The 274-nt window shown below is 49.3% G+C and carries 1 protein-coding gene; it reads left to right on the forward strand.

What is annotated here, in order from left to right:
- A partial coding sequence (locus XpopCFBP1817_RS21425) for a M91 family zinc metallopeptidase (RefSeq protein ID WP_244171306.1) occupies positions 1–253 on the forward strand: 253 nt, incomplete at its 5' end.
- Between the last annotated feature and the right edge of the window lie 21 nt (positions 254–274).

Raw genomic sequence — 274 nt, forward strand, 5'->3', positions numbered from 1 at the left:
GCCTGATCATTCCAATCCCGAAAGTGCCTTTGTAATTCTTGGTCACGAGCTTATTCACGCAAAGCATATGATGCAGGGAACCCATAAAGGCCTGAGCGGGCATAGATATGCTGCAGGAACTCCTGCAGCCAAGGAAGAATGGCGAGCTATTGGTCTGGGCAAATATGAGGGGCGGGAAACGTCAGAATACTCAATATGCGATGAGCATGGCATTACGCGCCGCAGTGCCTATCCTGGATTCAATGACCCCTGAGTTTCGCGAATTTATCCTTAA

Source organism: Xanthomonas populi (assembly GCF_002940065.1).
Taxonomy (GTDB): Bacteria; Pseudomonadota; Gammaproteobacteria; order Xanthomonadales; family Xanthomonadaceae; genus Xanthomonas; species Xanthomonas populi.